The following is a 16654-nucleotide window of genomic DNA, read 5'->3' as shown; positions in this document are numbered from 1 at the left end:
CAACACTTACACAAGAAGACTGCTAGCGACCTGTTCCCAGCGCAGCAATCCCAAGGTTTGAAGGTAGTCATCTGGTGCGATGATACGCTTTTCATGAACGTCTTCAAACGCCTTCTCATCCAGTTGTGCACACTTTTGGTGAATCACCTCATCCAAACTATGGGTAACCGTGGGTATCTGCACTAGGAACCGAGCATTGGTCTGAGTGGCCAGATACGCAGGTGCAACCGCCTTAACCAACTCAGGATCAACATTTCCCGCACTATGCACAAACACAATCCGCTGAAACACACGGCATAAATAATTGAACATGGAATAACTAGAGGAAGAGCCGAATATCAAACACGTGCCTGACATTAACGCCTCTGGATACTCAATCACCAACAATCGGCCAAAGTTGGGCAAGCCATTATCGTAGGTTTTGTAGCGCGTATGACCAAAAGAAACCAACACATCAACACTGGAGGTCTGCTTCGGGGTGAGCTTATTACCAAGATCACCGCCCATGGATTTATTTTTATAGCGATCTTTTTTAAACAGCGCCATACAGGCTTTTTTCCCCACACCCAGCTTTACCGCTAGCGCTATGGTGGCAGCCAACGCCCCATGATGGGTCCAGTGGGTATCCGTAGGAATAAACGCACCGTCACCCAGGGCTTTCAGTTCTTTAACAGGATAAACCACACCAGCAGAAGCGCTTAGGTTAAGCAACTGATGCATAGGGCCGGAAACACCCTCTTCTCGAGGATGATAGCTTGCCCCCATTACGCTCTCTTTAGAGGGGGCTACCAATAACGCCCAAGGAACGTTTCCAGCGGCATTTTCAAGCTGGTGAAGATAGTTATCCCACCCTTTTATACCGGCCTTGGTTAGACGCATGCGCCCCATGAACTGGTCAACGCTACCGTTCGTATCGTTATCCAAAAACAGCCAACCTTGCTTGCCTTGTAATACTTTTAGCTGCTCTGCGATTTCTACATCCTGAGTATCAACCGTCACCTCATGCAACAACCAACGTGCATCATCAAGCGCTAGCCATAAGCGGAAGTTACCCAGCTTGGGAGGGACGGTAAAACGAAAACCACACGTGCGCTGGGGATGGGTTTCCGCGGGCACTGAAAAAATACTTTTGATAACATCCGGGCGATCAACATCCAAAGGGTGGCACAGCTCAAAGGCCGAGTGCCATTCAGCCACAATGCGAACTTGCGACTGCATGTCGGCTAGCTCTTCCGTCAGTAACAGCCAACCTTGCACCACGCGACCAGAAGGTAGAAAGCGCGCACCACGCTGCTCCGAAGGGTAGTCCAACGCCCAACGCTCGATGGGCGGCTGCCCACTTGTTGCTGTAGAAGAAAGCTCTTTTAATCGGCGCTTAAACCAGCGGGTTAACTCCGAGCCCGAAGACGACTCGGTGGAAGATGCTTTATTGGCCTGCTCGTTGGTCTTCGAGCCGCTCATAGCCTGCTTTTTATCAGCAAGCTGCTGCAACCATTTCATGTGTTCTTTGACCTTAGGCGCGAGTTCAGCGGCCAAATGACACGCGGTATCGTTGCGGTCATGGCGCATAAAATAGTCGCGCTGCTTGTAATAGTTAGCTGTTGTCGCACTGCCCCGCTTGGACTTGCCCAACACAAACTCTTCAACCGATCTCACCAAATAGTGATTAACACGTGCACCTTCCCAGGTAACATGCTCACTTAACCCATACCACGGCTTTCCTTGCTGCTTCTTACGTGGCACCAGAGGTTGACCCAGGCTGTTAATATAGTGACCTCGCTTTAAACGTGCATAGTGAGGATTGTCAAAACGCTTAACATAACGGGGGCGAACCACGCTTTTGAAATGATGATTAGGCCCGAAGGTTTGATTGGCACGCTGGGTAAAGCGCTCAATAACCAAGCCCTCCTCACGAAACTTTGCTCCGTTAGAACCAAAGCACGCCCAATGCCCCAACGTCAGACGATGAAAACCTTTCTTCTAGCCACGCCAGTAACGACTGCCCTTCAAGCGTGGGTAATAAATACTCGTCAGCATCAATAAAAGCAACTAAATCAATGTCTTTAGGGCATTTTGACAACAGCGTTTGGTAAGCAGACAACTGAGGAGGCGTCTTACCCGTTGGCACCGTAATCAGCGTTACTAACCCCTGGTCAGCTAGCAGCGACAAGAATTCGTTAGTGCCGTCGGTACTGTCGTTATCAGCCATTAAAAAATGACTGGCTCCCACCGCAAGATGGAATGCCAGCCACTCGATCAAACTATCTAGTTCATTTTTAACAATGGCAGCAATCGCAAGCTTCAAATAAAACCCTTAATCTTTCGATTTCCTATGAGGAAAATTCATCGCGCTGTGTGAGGCCGTAAGCCTTCATCAGCGCTTTTTGCAGCTCAGTCGCACCAAAGCACGTTTGCGCTCGATGACGGGCAGCTTGCCCCAATCGACGGCAAAGAGCAGCATCATTCGCCAATGCCGCCACCTGCTCGGCAGCCGCGAATGAGTCACCAAAGGGTACCAATAGACCCGTGCTAGCATCGCTATTTTCAGCGGTAACGACCAGCTCACTTAACGCCCCCCAGTCGTAAGCCACAACGGGCCGAGCCGCTGCCATCGCTTCTAACACGGTACGTCCAAAAGACTCCTGGAAGCGGGATAGGTTCACCACGATATCCAGCTGAGCCAGGGCCGCCCCAGGATTTTCGACATAACCTGCAAAACGTATGTTGCTGGGCGCTTTGCCCTGAGTTTGGCGGCGAAGCAAGTCATCGATAGCCGGCGTTTGCGCACCAAATAGCACGACGTCAACGCGGGGTACCAAGGTGTCTAGATGCTTGGCCATTTCCTCTACATCCTTCAACCCTTTTTTAGCGACGTTGCTACTTAGCATCCCCACGCGAACGCCGGCCTGCGGTGTGAAGCTCACCTCTGGCAGTGCAAGCAACGGCGACATATCAATCGTATTGGGCACAATTGCAAGGCGCGACGACGAATCAGGCAACGCAAACGCATCGACCACGCACTGAGAGTTAGCCACAACAATATCGGCCTGTTGGTGGACGTGCTTCACTAACTCATCGGGCGCCGCTCCGAGCAGTTCACATAAGCTTTCATCAAAAGCGGGTAACTCCCTGACATGGACGAGCGAAGGAATGCCCGCCCGCTTCGCGGCAATATATGGCTCATGCAGCACGGCCGTATTGCCATGTAGTGCATTGATATCGTAGCAGGCAATAAGCGCTTCAAACTGCGCCACGGTTGTTTCGTCGGCGTGTTTACCCACCTGCCACCAACCATAGGGAAGCACAACCAGTGCTTTACAACGTTTTATCAGCGCCTGTTCATAGGCCACGTTGTTGGCTTCCGGCAGGGTCACCACCACATTCCAGCGCAGTTCGCCCATTGCTTCCAGCACATCTAGCAGGCTACGTTCCGCACCAAACAGTGTGCTGCCCGCTTGGTGAGCGCACAGCATCACGGTAGGACGGTTTGCAAACGTTCGCTCACCCTGCCATTCAGGGTATGGCTGGTATCCCTTTGCCTGCCCCACGCTCAGAAAATGGGCCAACGGGTTAATCTTGGTGTCTGCCACCTCAGGATAACGGCGCACATAACCTGACGTCGAAAAGCTGGGGCCAGGATCACGCCCTTCGCTTGCCCCGGTTTCCACATAATGGTTTAACGGCTCAACAGGGGTCTGTTGCAAATCTATGTAGCGGGTTAGGTACCAGCCCGCCTCCAGAAAGCCAGATTCACTAATCAGCTCAAACTCACTCGGCGGAGGATTAGGAGGCGCGATGCCACGCAGCATGCCTTTCGGTGCACTAAATAAGCGCTGTTTAGGCGCAACAGGCATGGTTAATTCACTAGGCAACGACTGATGCCAGCGACGTGCAGCCTGCATATAGCGAAAGCGGTTGCCGGTGAACTGGCTCACTAAGTGAGACGAGGCATGCTGGCTTAACGACCCACCATCGGCAAGCCCAAAGGAAAGCGGCACGCCTGGCAGCACGTCACTAACGCTGCCCGCACCGAAGGCCGCTTCTACCCGCCAACGCCATTCGGTATCTGCATTAATGCTCACCCTATCCCAATAGCCAAGAGCGTCAAACACCTCACGGCGAAACATCAACGACGACATATTCGGGTAGACCCAACCGTACTCGTCCAACCGCCAGCGGTGAAAGTTAAGTTCAGGCGTTGCCCGCACCCAATGAGACAAACAAGCTTTTATGGCTGGCTGTGCTATTAATGCCTGGCATTGCAGAACAAGCTTTTGAGGATGCGACCAGTCATCACTATCGTGGGTGGTAATAAACGGCGCAGTGGCCGCTGCCATCCCCGTATTGCGGGCAGCGTAAGCCCCTTGGTTTTGAGAATGGCGAAGCAGCACCAACTCGATATGCGGCGGCGCATTGGCCTTTAACTGCTCCACCTTGGCAACGCTGTTATCGGGGCTAGCATCGTCAACCACAATAATTTCTAAACGCACCCCTTGCTGACAAAGCAGGCTGTTGAGTGCCATCGTGATCGAACGCTCCGCGTTATAGAGCGGAATGATGACACTGATAAAAGGCAGCGAAGCGTGAGGGGTGAGCGGTGAGGGGTGAGGAGTGAATGGTGAGGAATGAGGAATAGCCTTACTAACGCGTGGTAAGCCTTCGTCGAAGTCGGTGTCAGAAAGATTGTCAGAATTGTCAGGCGCAAGGTTATACAAATGTAGCGGCTGTTTAGGGTCAGCCAAGGTAATTGGCTGCAACCGTTGAGCTTGAAAATAACGATTGATCAAAGCCAACCGTTCCAGGTCTAGGTTGGTACCTTGCGGTGCAATCGCTTTCGATAGACTAAGTGCATTTGCCTTTGCCAGCGCCGTATCGGCATGGTTCGGGTAATGCGTTTCTAAAAATGCCAGCGCTTGCGCTAACGCGTCATCATCCTGGGCGAAGTCTTCAGATTGCTGACAGCAAGCGTCAACGACTAGCAACGCTGGGCCAGGAACGTTGAAGCTAGCAAGTTTCCCTTCCGGTAGCAGAACCGCTAACACGGCAGGCCAGTTCGCCTGCCAGGCATACCACCGGGCAAGCTCCCAACGCGCCGTCAGTTGTTCAACTGGCGTGACATTTTTGGCCGTCAATAACCGCTGTAAGCGGGGCAAAACAACCGCTTCTGCCCCCCGCCACAACGCGTGCCCCCAGCCAATGGCTAGGTTGCGGCACGGCAAACGCCCTTCTGCTTTACCGTGTTGCAGATAATGCCTCCAAGGGTCGATACCGGCGTCTGCCACATCGGGGTAAGTAGCAAGATACCACTGAGCATCAAAAGCGGCGTCGTCCAAGAACTCGTTCTTAGGCGCACTTGTAATGGTGGCACTTGCAGGTGATTCAACAACACGTGGATTACGCCACCATTTAGCTAAAAAAGAGAACATGGAAACCTGTTATCAAGACACACAACACTTAATCGCTACCGAACAGGTCGCGGGTATACACTTTATCCGCAACATCCTGCAGCTCATCGACCATGCGGTTCGCCAGAATCACATCGGATTTTTGTTTGAACGCATCAAAATCGCGCATCACTTCCGAATTGTAGAACTCGTCGGCATCAAGCACCGGCTCATACACCACCACTTCTATGCCCCGCGCTTTCAGGCGTTTCATCACACCTTGCATCGCGCTGGCACGGAAATTATCAGAGCCGGTTTTCATAATTAGTCGATACACACCCACCACTTTTGGATTCCGGCGCATAACGGATTTGGCGATAAAATCCTTGCGGGTACGGTTTGCCTCGACGATGGCTTGAATCATGTTGCTAGGCACATCTTGATAATTAGCCAGCAACTGCTTGGTATCTTTCGGCAGGCAATAGCCGCCGTAACCAAAGCTTGGATTGTTATAGTGCTTGCCAATACGTGGGTCTAAGCCAACCCCTTCAATAATTTGCTTCGCATTTAGCCCATGAGATTCTGCGTAAGTATCCAGCTCATTAAAATACGCCACACGCATTGCCAAGTAGGTATTGGCAAACAACTTGATAGCTTCAGCTTCAGTGCTGTTTGTCAGTAGCACATCAATGTCTTGCTTGATTGCCCCCTGCTCAAGCAGGCCCGCGAAGCGCGCCGCACGCTCGGAACGCTCACCAACAATAATTCGCGAAGGATAAAGGTTGTCGTACAGAGCCTTACCCTCACGCAGAAACTCTGGGGAAAACAGCAGATTTTGAGTATTAAAACGCTCAGCGGCCTCGGTGGTATAACCTACCGGCACGGTAGATTTAATCACCATGACCGCGTCAGGGTTAACGCGCATTACCTGATTAATCACCGCCTCAACACTTGTGGTGTTGAAGTGATTGGTTTCAGGATCGTAATCGGTTGGCGTGGCGATAATGACGAAATCCGCCTGTTGATAGGCGGATTCACCATCCAGAGTAGCCGTAAAGTGCAGGTCTTCCCTTTTTAGAAACGCCGAGACCTCAGCATCTTCTATTGGAGTAACACGGTTATTTAGCTTTTCAACCTTTTCAGGCACGATATCAACAGCCACCACCTCGTTGTGCTGCGCCAGTAACATCGCGTTTGAAAGGCCCACGTAGCCCGTGCCAGCGACTGCAATTTTCATCCATCCTCACCTAAAGTCATCACATGCATAAACAAATGCATGTGATAGCAACTTATTAATTAACAACGATCATCTGCAAAGCCAACAGATTAGAGAGAGGGTAGCGCATCAGCAATGTGCTGAGCACACCATTTAGCAAGCTGAGCGTCGCTGGCTTCCACCATCACACGAATCAATGGCTCGGTGCCGGATTTGCGAAGCAGCACTCGCCCATTAGTAGCGAGCTTATCTTCTGCTTCAGTGACCGCTTGCTGAACCGTCTCACTGTCGAGCGGGTCTTCATTTTTACCGGCTTTGAAGCGCACATTGACCAGCACCTGCGGGAGCTTATTCATGCCCTGCTTAGCCATATAAAGCGTGGTGCCCTGGTTCAGCAATGACGTTAACACACGAAGCGATGCAATCACCGCATCACCGGTAGAGGCATGGTCCAGGGTCAGCAAGTGACCGGAGCCTTCTCCGCCTAAGCGCCACCCCGTACTTTTTAACTGCTCCATCACGTAGCGGTCGCCTACCTTGGCACGTACAAAAGGCACGTCAATGGCAGTCAATGCCTGTTCAAGCCCCAAGTTGCTCATCTGGGTGCCAACAATGCCTCCCGTATAGCCCGCCGCTTTGGCATCTTTCGCCAGCAAAAACAGCAGCTCATCACCATCGACTACAGCCCCCGTGTGGTCAACCATCATAAGACGGTCGGCATCGCCATCCAGCGCAATCCCAAGGTCGGCTTCGTGCTCTAGCACTGCTGTGCATAGGCTACGCATGGAGGTCGCACCGCAGTTCGCATTAATGTTGACCCCGCTAGGCTGGTCATGGATGCTAACAACCTCAGCACCCAACTCTCGGTAAACAGCGGGCGCCACTCTGTAGCCCGCGCCATTGGCGCTATCTACCACAATTTTCAGCCCGCTCAAGCTTAATGTGCTGGGCAGTACGGCTTTACAGTATTCGATGTAACGTCCGGCGGCATCTTCTACACGGCGTGCTTTGCCTAATGCTTCTGAACTTACGCACTCCATACCGCCTTCCAACGCAATATGCAGTTTATTCTCAATTTCCTGTTCTTGAACATCGGTCAGCTTGTAGCCACCTTGGCCAAAAATCTTGATACCGTTGTCGTCAAAGGGATTGTGTGAGGCGCTGATGACCACCCCAGCATCCGCACGGAAGGTAGAAGTGAGATAAGCCACCCCGGGTGTTGGCAGTGGCCCTACCAACGCCACATTAACACCCGCCGCTGAAAAGCCCGCCTCCAGCGCAGACTCCAACATATAACCGCTGGCGCGGGTATCTTTACCGATCAACACTTCTTTAATACCTTCAGCCCCCAGCACTTTGCCTGCCGCCCAGCCTAATTTCATCGCAAAGTCTGGGGTCATGGGGAATTCGCCAACACGTCCACGTACGCCATCGGTACCAAAATACTGTCGCATGTTAAAACCTGGATTGTGAGGAGTAGATAGTGAGGAGTGAATGGTTTTACTCCACCGTGACGCTTTTCGCCAAGTTACGGGGTTTGTCTACGTCGGTACCTTTGACCAGCGCTACGTGATAGGACAGCAACTGAAGGGCTACCACATGTAGCACGGGTGAAAGCAACCCGTAGTGCTCTGGCATCACGAGTACATTGACGCCTTCACTTGGCTTCACAGCGCTGCCACCATCAGCAAACACATAAAGCTGACCGCCACGAGCGCTCACTTCCTGCATGTTGGCTTTTAGCTTTTCTAACAGCTCGTCATTGGGGGCTACTACCACTACCGGCATTTCCGCATCGACCAGGGCTAGCGGGCCGTGCTTCAACTCCCCTGCTGGGTAAGCTTCGGCATGAATATAAGAAATTTCTTTTAGTTTCAGCGCACCTTCCAGTGCAATCGGGAAGTGGCGGCCACGACCCAAGAACAGCGCATGATGCTTATTGGCAAAATGCTTCGCCCACGCCTTAATGCTGGGCTCTAATGCCAGCACCTTTTCAACCGCAATGGGCAAGTGGCGCAGTTCATCCAGGTAAGCTTTTTCATCTACTTCACTTAAACGATGTTTCGCTTTGGCCAATAAAAGCGTCAGCAAAAACAGCGCGCCAAGCTGAGTAGTGAAAGCTTTCGTGGACGCAACACCAATTTCCGGGCCAGCGCGAGTAATAAAGCGCAGCAGCGTTTCACGCACAATGGCAGATTCAGGTACGTTACAAATCGCAAGCGTATGGGTGTGGCCCATTGACTTCGCGTGCTGTAAAGCAGCAAGCGTGTCAGCAGTTTCACCCGACTGTGAGATCACCACCACTAGCTGGTTAGGATTCGCCACGCTTTGGCGATAACGATATTCACTGGCAATCTCAACATTGCACGAAATACCCGCCACTTGCTCCATCCAGTACTTCGCGGTCATACCCGCATAGCTGGACGTACCACATGCCAGAATCAGAACAGAATCCACCTGTTCAAAAACAGCGTGCGCTTCTGCACCAAAAATACCCGGCTGCAGCTGACCTGCGCCGCTCAGCATTTCAAGCGTGTTACCTAATGCCTGGGGCTGCTCAAACATCTCTTTCTGCATGTAGTGATTAAACTCACCCAGCTCTACCGAATTCGCAGAAAGGCTAGAGGTAATCACGTCACGCTGAGCGGGTTGGCCAAGGGCATCTACCAAGGTGATCGAATCACTGGTCAAGCGTGCCACGTCACCATTTTCCAGATACATCATCTGTTGAGTAACAGATAGTAGTGCCGAGGCATCTGACGCGGCATAGTGGCCATTATCAGCAATACCCAACATCAAGGGTGACCCCTCACGGGCCACCACTAAGCAATCTGGCTCATCTTCGCTAACCACCGCCAGAGCGAAAGCACCATGCAAATGCGCCACGGCGCAACGCACCGCAGAAAAAAGGTTTTCCGCTGGCTCGCCAATCTCGCCTTTGAAGCAGGCTTGAATCAAGTGAGCAATGGTTTCAGTGTCGGTATCGGAAGTGAACTCGTACCCCAACCCCTGAAGCTGCTCGCGCAGGGCTTCGTAGTTTTCAATGATGCCGTTGTGAACCACCGCCAACCCACTCGAAATATGCGGGTGAGCGTTACGCTCAGCAGGAACACCATGGGTCGCCCAACGGGTATGAGCAATGCCCACTTTCCCCTCGACCCCTTTCTCAGCAACCCGGGCTTCCAGCTCCGAGACTCGGCCCTTGGCGCGAGCACGGATCAGCTCACCAGACGCATTCAGCACTGCTAATCCTGCGGAATCATAGCCGCGGTATTCAAGCACCTTCAAGCCTGAAAGCAAAAACGGGGTACATTCCATTGCGCCAACGGCGCCGACGATTCCGCACATACTCAATCCTTTAACAAAGACTCAAAACGACGATGGCTTTTTTTCATAAACAGCAGGCCATTATGAAAATGCTTGCAAAACAATTAGCAAGAGACTATTTGCAATGGGCTATCCACGAAATCAACCACAAAAAAGCTGTAAGAAGAAAGTATCCAATGAACGGCCTCTTCAAGGGAATATCTTACACTCCCTCTGGGTGAACCTTCAAAGCGCGGTCTTCACGCTTGTCCCCAAACAACAAAATACGGGTTGAGCTTCTCACTAGGATTAGCATAGTTAAGCGGCTGACCCACTAGCGTTTCAACCCGGCCACCGGCTTGAAGCACAACCGCATGGGCAGCACCGGTATCCCAAAGGCAAGTTGGCCCTAAACGAGGGTAAACATCCGCTTTGCCTTCTGCAATTAAACATAGTTTAAGAGAGCTACCCATGGGTAACATTTCGTGTTCACCTAGCGTTTCAAGCCACGCGGCAAGATCAGGGCTAGGGTGCGAGCGGCTACCTACCACACGCCAAGCAGCGTTAGCATCCGGCTGACCCGCAACATGTATGACATGACGCTGACCATCCGCTTCCACCTTAAATGCGCCTAACCCTTCAGCGGCAACATAAGCAGTTTCAAGCGCAGGCGCAGTAACAACGCCCAAGATCGGTTTACCGTGTTCAATCAGCGCGATATTCACGGTGAATTCGCCATTACGCTTGATAAACTCTTTAGTGCCATCCAGTGGGTCTACCAGCCAATAGCGGCCATCGCTGTCTGCTCCGGCAAAACCATCGATGTCTTCTTCAGAGAGTATAGGCAACTGTAAAGAAAGCCCCTGAAGGCCGCGCATAATAATGTCGTGGGCAGCTTTATCGGCTTCAGTCAGAGGGCTTTTATCTTCTTTTTCTTCTACACTGAATTCGCGCGCATAAACCGCCATGATGGCATCGCCCGCTTCACGAGCAATACGCTCGACAGAATCCAATAACGCTTGATCAATCATACTGTCATTCCCTCGTGATTAAGCCACCAAACAGCCGCTGGCTGCTTGATGGCTTATCGATACTTTAATTACTCATTCAACATGCATTACGCATTTAACATACATTTTGCGTTTAACATGCATGGTTATGAGTGATCAGCTAATTAGCCCACGCTCACGCAATGCGCTAATTACGCTATCAGCTGCTTCTTCGGCACTCATCACTGATGTTTTCAGATGAATATCTGGCGACTCAGGTGCTTCATACGTTGAATCAATGCCTGTGAAGTTTTTCAGCTCACCGCGGCGTGCCTTTTTATAAAGACCTTTAGGATCGCGAGCTTCCACCACATCAAGCGGCGCATCGACGAAAATCTCGATGAACTCACCCGCTTCCAACAAATCTCGCGCCAATTGACGCTCACTGCGGAAAGGCGAAATAAACGCCGACATCACGATCAACCCAGCATCCACCATCAGCTTGGCGGTTTCCGCGACGCGACGCACGTTTTCAACGCGATCAGCATCAGTAAAGCCTAAATCACGGTTTAGTCCATGACGAACGTTATCGCCATCCAACAAGTACGTATGCTGGCCTTGGGTAAACAGCTTCTTCTCAACTAGGTTAGCAATGGTTGATTTACCCGCGCCGGAAAGGCCAGTAAACCATAACACCGCTGGCTTCTGGCTTTTCGCCAACGCACGCGCCTGTTTATCAATATCCACATGCTGCATATGAATATTTTGGCTACGACGAAGCGCAAAATGCAGCATACCGGCACCAACCGTATTATTTGTCATACGGTCAATCAGGATAAAGCCGCCGGTATCGTGGTTCTCTTTATAAGCATCAAAAGCGACAGCACGGTTAAGGCTAATCGTGCAGATACCAATGCCATTTAAGTCGAGCTGCTTGCCAGCCATGTGTTCCAGCGTATTAACGTTAACCTGATATTTAATATCGGTCACCGTCGCTGACACCATTTGCGTGCCCAACTTCATTAAGTAAGGGCGGCCCGGCAGCAGTGGCGCTTCATGCATCCACACCAATGTGGTTTCAAACTGGTCAGCCGTGTGCGCAGGCTGCTCCACACCGGAAATCACATCGCCGCGGGAGATATCAATTTCATCTTCCAGCAACAGTGTTACCGATTGCCCTGCCACCGCCTCGTCCAAATCACCATCAAGGGTGTAGATACGCGACACCGTGCTGATTTTGCCAGAAGGCTGAACTCGAATCTGGTCACCTGGGCGAACAACCCCGCTGGCCACCATCCCCGAAAAACCACGGAAATCCAAGTTAGGACGATTCACCCACTGCACCGGTAGGCGGAAGGGAGAGCGCTGCAAATGCTCAGCATCCAGCTCAACGGTTTCCAAATAGCCCATCAACGTGGTGCCGTGATACCAAGGCATTTGAGGGCTTGGCTCAATAACGTTATCGCCTTTAAGTGCTGACATAGGGATAAACGTAATGTTTTCCAAACCAAGCTGTTTAGCAAACGTGCGGTACTCTTCAACGATTTGATCGAAGCGCGCTTTAGAGTAATCCACTAAATCCATTTTATTGATGGCAACGACGACATGCCGCATCCCAATCAGCGACATCAAATAGCTATGGCGGCGTGTCTGAGTCAAAATTCCGTGACGCGCATCAACCATCAAAATGGCGGCGTCTGCTGTAGAAGCACCGGTTACCATATTACGGGTGTATTGCTCATGCCCAGGCGTGTCAGCAACGATGAACTTGCGCTTCTCGGTAGAGAAATAGCGATAAGCCACGTCGATGGTAATGCCTTGTTCGCGCTCTGCTGCCAAACCATCAACTAACAGGGCAAAGTCCATTTCGCCGCCCTGAGTGCCGTACTTTTTAGAGTCAGCTTCAATAGCAGCCAGCTGATCTTCAAATAACAGCTTGGACTCGAACAGCAAACGGCCAATCAGGGTACTTTTACCGTCATCAACACTGCCGCAGGTAATAAAACGCAGAAGGCCTTTGTGTTCGTGGGCTTTCAGGTAGCCTTCGATGTCTTCGGCAATAAGTTCAGATGAATGCGACATTAGAAGTAGCCCTCTTGCTTTTTCTTCTCCATGGAGGCGGCACTATCGTGATCGATCACGCGGCCTTGACGCTCTGACGTCTTGGTCAGAAGCATCTCTTGAATGATGGCAGGAAGCGTATCGGCTTCAGATTCCACCGCACCGGTTAACGGGTAGCAACCCAGCGTACGGAAACGCACCTTACGCATCATTGGCACTTCACCCGGCTCAAGCGGCATACGCTCGTCGTCCACCATGATCAGCGCGCCATCGCGCTCAACCACGGGGCGTTCTGCAGAGTAATAAAGCGGCACAATAGGGATATTTTGCAGGTGGATGTATTGCCAGATATCCAACTCCGTCCAGTTGGAAATCGGGAAAACCCGAATCGACTCTTTAGGGTTCTTGCGCGTGTTATACAGCTTCCACAGTTCAGGACGTTGGTTTTTAGGATCCCAACGATGCTGAGCAGAACGGAAAGAGAAGATGCGCTCTTTCGCGCGCGATTTCTCTTCATCACGACGGGCACCACCGAAGGCAGCATCGAAGCCATACTTATCAAGCGCTTGCTTCAGGCCTTCGGTTTTCATTACATCGGTATGAATTGCCGAACCGTGAGTAAACGGGTTGATATCTTTCTCAACACCTTCGGGGTTGATGTGCACCAGAAGATCCATGCCGATATCTTCTGCCATTTTGTCGCGGAATTCGTACATAGCGCGAAACTTCCAGCGCGTATCCACATGCAATAATGGAAACGGCGGTGGTCCGGGCGCAAACGCCTTGCGCGCTAGGTGCAGCATGACCGCAGAGTCTTTACCGACGGAATACAGCATTACCGGGTTTTCAGCCTCGGCGACCACTTCGCGCATAATCTGGATGCTTTCTGCTTCCAGGCGCTGCAGATGGGTGAGTGATGTCATCATCTTTCTCAATGTTGTGTGTAAATTTGTTCTTAAGTGGCCGATTGCGACACCAGCTTAAAAACCCTGAGTACCAAAAAGATCAAATATCAAAATCTGCATATCTGGTTTAACTACTCGTCCAATACCAAATCAGCAGGTACAGGCACTAACCAAAATGAAGGTTGCTGATCTAACCATGCGGTCACTTCCGGGCTTGCTGAAAACAAAGCCCCATGAAATACCAAGGCAGCGGCACCCAGTGAAGCTAATGCCTCGAATACTGCTACGTAGGCTTTGGCTTCAGGTGGCTTTTTAAAACAGCGCATCAATAAGCGCCCCCTGGAGCCATGCAAATAAATCTGGTAAATCGAACCGGATGGATGCGCAACCCGGCGAACGCCACCTTGCCAACGCTGATCTGCATCTTTCAACTGTGCAAAGCGCGGCAATACCGACTTCCGAAACCAACGGCCTTCTTGAGAACGCTGTTTTGCGAAGTGATTGAGCCTCCAAGGTTCATGTTTCAGCCCTTCCGCCTCCCACCAGTGCTCAATGGCACGCTGAGAAAGTTCGACAGCATGATATGTATTAAGCCACTCAGCTAAATCTGCACTGCCCCAACCTGGCATTGTGTGTAATAGGTTGTCTTGTGGCTCCTGATAAAGCATCTGCCAAAGTAAAGCTTGAATGTCCGCACTGAGTACATTTGCCTGACCTTTTAGCCGCCCACGCGGCTTTACCGGCACCGCCGCCCATCCACCCTCGCGAAAGGCTTTCCAAGCGGCTGAAACAGTGGGCGCGGAAAGCCCAGTTTGTTGGCTTGCTACTGCAACGGTATAGCCATCCAAACGAAGCCTAACGGCCTGTTTACGGCGCTCATTCAGCACTTCAGGCGATAAATGTTTAGTGGCCAATTTTGAGCATAAACCTTTGATTATAAATAGTTAAAAAACATAACATAATGCTATCGTTGGCAATTATTAGACACCATCATAAAAGCCCGCGTAGAATCCAGCAAGTTTCTAACATAATTTATGTTTTATAAGGATTCACATGACCCCTTGGGCCGTTTTATTTTCAATTGCTGTATTACTGTTACTGTTAATCAGCGGAAAAGTTAAACCTGCGATTGCCTTTGTAACACTTGCAGGCTTGTTTTTGCTTTTTGGATTTGTGGATACCAGTACGCTGCTGATGCAATACACGAATCCTGCACTCGCGACATTACTTTTGCTGCTAATGGTATCGCTCGCGCTAGAACGCTCGCCTTTACTGGACTGGCTTTCCCGCCACTTACTTAAAGGTCATCCCCGTTTAGCCACGGCCCGGCTAATGGGCAGTACTGCGGTGCTTTCTGCCTTCTTAAATAACACAGCGGTCGTTGCGGCTTTTTTAGGGGCTATTTCACGTCAACAGCGCATTGCGCCATCACGGCTATTAATTCCGCTTTCCTACGCCTCGATTTTAGGAGGAATCACCACGCTGGTAGGCACATCCACCAACCTAGTAGTGAACTCATTTAATCTCAGCGCCAGTGGTAGTGAACTTGGCGTGTTCCAATTCAGCCTAGTGGGGATACCCGTTGCATTGATTACACTATGCGTATTGTTGTGGCGCGCGAACGCTCTGCCTCACCACCGCCTGGAAGACACAGACGAGAAACTCTCCTACTTTCTTGCCGCCGATGTAGAAGCCGACTCACCGATGATTGGTGTAAGCATTGAGGAAAACGGCCTTAGAAGCTTAAATGGGCTTTATCTATTAGAAATTGAACGCCAAGGACGTCTAATCAGCCCCGTCGCGCCAGATGAACGGCTTCAAGCCGCCGATACGCTGGTATTTACAGGAGAAGTAAGCAAGGTTCAGGCGCTGCAGCGCTTCCCAGGACTCAATTTATTTGGCCACCAAGCTGATAATTTACTCGCCACCAACTTAGTAGAAGTGGTCATTTCTCACGAGTCAGAGCTCTCCGACAAAACACTACAAGACGTAGATTTCCGAAGTATGTTTAGCGCTGGCGTGGTCGGTATACGCCGTGGTGGTAAACGCCTAGAAGGCCAGCTTGGAAAAATCCCCCTGCGAGTGGGTGACTGTTTGCTCTTAGCCGTAAGTGCAGACTTTCGCCAACACCGAAACATAGACCGCAACTTCCATCTACTCAGCGGCAGCTTCAAACGTCCTCAGCTTACGAAAAATGAAAGTGTTATGACGCTAGGTGGGTTTGCCAGCGTTATTGCACTGGCGACTGCTAACTTGCTGCCGCTGTTCCATGGGTTACTGCTGTTATTAGGCGGCCTACTGCTATTAAAAGTGATTAGTTTGGCAGAATTACGCAGGCGCTTTCCGTTTGAGCTTTGGCTAATCATTGGCTCTGCCCTTGGCATAGCTCAAGCAATGGAAAACTCTGGAGCTGCTGCTGTGTTAGCAGAGGGAATGCAGTGGATGTTTAGCGGTTATGGCGTTTACGCTGCCTTTATTGGCTGCTACTTACTAACACTACTGCTCACCGAAACAGTCACCAATAACGCCGCTGCCGCGCTAGCTTTTCCGATTGCCTGGAGCACCGCCCAAGCCTTTGGTGTTGACCCTATGCCATTTGTGATGGCGGTTGCCTACGGTGCCAGCGCCTGCTTTTTAATTCCCTTTGGCTATCAAACGCACCTGATGGTGTATTCACCAGGGCGCTACAAGATTACTGATTTTTTCAAGATCGGCTTACCTGTCAGTATCACTTACTCGGCTGCGGTATTGGTTATAACACCTATGGTGTTTCCTTTTTAGGGGCACTATGGA

The 16654-nt window shown here is 51.1% G+C and carries 11 protein-coding genes; 1 reads left to right on the top strand and 10 read right to left on the bottom strand.

What is annotated here, in order from left to right; all coding sequences use genetic code 11:
- Nucleotides 1-6: 6 nt before the first annotated feature.
- The 10 genes from ELY33_RS14835 to ELY33_RS14795 form a co-directional block, all read right to left on the bottom strand.
- Nucleotides 7-1902, bottom strand: coding sequence for an alginate O-acetyltransferase AlgX-related protein (locus ELY33_RS14835; RefSeq protein WP_244208623.1), 1896 nt, complete (start codon nt 1900-1902; stop codon nt 7-9).
- 25 nt (nt 1903-1927) lie between these two features.
- Complete coding sequence (locus tag ELY33_RS18155) at nt 1928-2305, bottom strand: glycosyltransferase family 2 protein (RefSeq protein WP_244208622.1); 378 nt, start codon at nt 2303-2305, stop codon at nt 1928-1930.
- A 25-nt stretch (nt 2306-2330) separates the two neighbouring features.
- Nucleotides 2331-5333 (bottom strand): glycosyltransferase, encoded by a 3003-nt coding sequence (locus ELY33_RS14830; protein WP_244208621.1) that lies wholly within the window; start codon nt 5331-5333, stop codon nt 2331-2333.
- A 121-nt stretch (nt 5334-5454) separates the two neighbouring features.
- On the bottom strand, nt 5455-6621 hold the full coding sequence (locus ELY33_RS14825) for a nucleotide sugar dehydrogenase (RefSeq protein ID WP_126948679.1): 1167 nt from the start codon (nt 6619-6621) through the stop codon (nt 5455-5457).
- A gap of 89 nt (nt 6622-6710) precedes the next feature.
- Nucleotides 6711-8054 carry a phosphoglucosamine mutase gene (gene glmM / locus ELY33_RS14820; RefSeq protein ID WP_126948678.1) on the bottom strand — a complete coding sequence of 448 codons (1344 nt, stop codon included), beginning with the start codon at nt 8052-8054 and terminating at the stop codon, nt 6711-6713.
- A gap of 46 nt (nt 8055-8100) precedes the next feature.
- Nucleotides 8101-9948, bottom strand: coding sequence for a glutamine--fructose-6-phosphate transaminase (isomerizing) (glmS, locus tag ELY33_RS14815; RefSeq protein WP_126948677.1), 1848 nt, complete (start codon nt 9946-9948; stop codon nt 8101-8103).
- Nucleotides 9949-10166: 218 nt separating this feature from the next.
- Entirely contained in the window at nt 10167-10937 is a 771-nt protein-coding gene (cysQ, locus tag ELY33_RS14810) for a 3'(2'),5'-bisphosphate nucleotidase CysQ (RefSeq protein WP_126948676.1), read from the bottom strand.
- Nucleotides 10938-11072: 135 nt separating this feature from the next.
- Entirely contained in the window at nt 11073-12977 is a 1905-nt protein-coding gene (gene cysN / locus ELY33_RS14805) for a sulfate adenylyltransferase subunit CysN (protein ID WP_126948675.1), read from the bottom strand.
- Nucleotides 12977-13879: a sulfate adenylyltransferase subunit CysD gene (gene cysD, locus ELY33_RS14800; protein ID WP_126948674.1), complete on the bottom strand. Its 903-nt coding sequence runs from the start codon at nt 13877-13879 to the stop codon at nt 12977-12979. Before cysD ends, cysN begins: the two co-directional genes overlap by 1 nt.
- 113 nt (nt 13880-13992) lie before the next feature.
- A complete protein-coding gene (locus tag ELY33_RS14795; protein WP_167470102.1) occupies nt 13993-14775 on the bottom strand; it encodes a helix-turn-helix domain-containing protein in 783 nt (260 codons plus the stop codon).
- A 139-nt stretch (nt 14776-14914) separates the two neighbouring features.
- Here ELY33_RS14795 and ELY33_RS14790 point away from each other — a divergent pair, with 139 nt between their 5' ends.
- Nucleotides 14915-16642, top strand: coding sequence for an SLC13 family permease (locus ELY33_RS14790; RefSeq protein ID WP_126948672.1), 1728 nt, complete (start codon nt 14915-14917; stop codon nt 16640-16642).
- Nucleotides 16643-16654: the final 12 nt, after the last annotated feature.

Origin of the sequence: Vreelandella andesensis (genome assembly GCF_003989795.1) — a bacterium.
GTDB classification, from domain to species: Bacteria; Pseudomonadota; Gammaproteobacteria; order Pseudomonadales; family Halomonadaceae; genus Vreelandella; species Vreelandella andesensis.
The sequence above is the reverse complement of the archived record's forward strand: the minus strand, read 5'-3'. Positions and strand labels throughout refer to the sequence as shown.

Bases quoted from the DNA above. Each gene is read 5' to 3' on its own strand.
- ELY33_RS14825 (WP_126948679.1), bottom strand. From the start codon at position 6,621: ATGAAAATTGCAGTCGCTGGCACGGGCTACGTGGGCCTTTCAAACGCG.
- glmM (WP_126948678.1), bottom strand. From the start codon at position 8,054: ATGCGACAGTATTTTGGTACCGATGGCGTACGTGGACGTGTTGGCGAA.
- glmS (WP_126948677.1), bottom strand. From the start codon at position 9,948: ATGTGCGGAATCGTCGGCGCCGTTGGCGCAATGGAATGTACCCCGTTT.
- cysQ (WP_126948676.1), bottom strand. From the start codon at position 10,937: ATGATTGATCAAGCGTTATTGGATTCTGTCGAGCGTATTGCTCGTGAA.
- cysN (WP_126948675.1), bottom strand. From the start codon at position 12,977: ATGTCGCATTCATCTGAACTTATTGCCGAAGACATCGAAGGCTACCTG.
- cysD (WP_126948674.1), bottom strand. From the start codon at position 13,879: ATGACATCACTCACCCATCTGCAGCGCCTGGAAGCAGAAAGCATCCAG.
- ELY33_RS14790 (WP_126948672.1), top strand. From the start codon at position 14,915: ATGACCCCTTGGGCCGTTTTATTTTCAATTGCTGTATTACTGTTACTG.